The following is a 439-nucleotide window of genomic DNA, read 5'->3' on the forward strand; positions in this document are numbered from 1 at the left end:
GCTAGCCCGCGTGATTGCGGATATGGGCTTCGGCGAATTTCGCCGCCAACTCGAATACAAGGTGGCTCAACGCGGGAAAACGGTGGTGGTCGTGAACCGTTGGTATCCGAGCAGCAGAATCTGTTCGACATGTGGGTACAAAGTTTCTAAAATGCCCCTGTCCGTCCGAGAATGGACGTGTCCGGCATGTGGCACCCATCATGATCGGGATATCAATGCCGCGATCAATTTACGTACAGTGGCCGAGAGTTCGGTGAGGGGCTCCTCACCCGTTCCGGCGTAAGCCGGACTGCTCGGTGACGTGCCTGGGGAGCGCCCTCCGGTGGACGACCGGTCCTGGAGGCCCTAAGAAGCCGTGACGCGATGAACCAGGAAGGTGGCAACAAGATTGATTATTTGCTTAACGATGGTCAATCTTGGACAAGTCCATCAGAACGGT

The 439-nt window shown here is 56.5% G+C and carries 1 protein-coding gene; it reads left to right on the top strand.

Going from position 1 to position 439, the window contains the following annotated elements:
- Window positions 1–283 (top strand): RNA-guided endonuclease InsQ/TnpB family protein (locus HIJ39_RS23420; RefSeq protein WP_169103410.1); only part of this gene is annotated, 283 nt, incomplete at its 5' end.
- Window positions 284–439: the final 156 nt, after the last annotated feature.

The sequence above is a fragment of the Sulfobacillus harzensis genome (assembly GCF_012933365.1).
In the GTDB taxonomy this organism is placed as follows: domain Bacteria; phylum Bacillota; class Sulfobacillia; order Sulfobacillales; family Sulfobacillaceae; genus Sulfobacillus_B; species Sulfobacillus_B harzensis.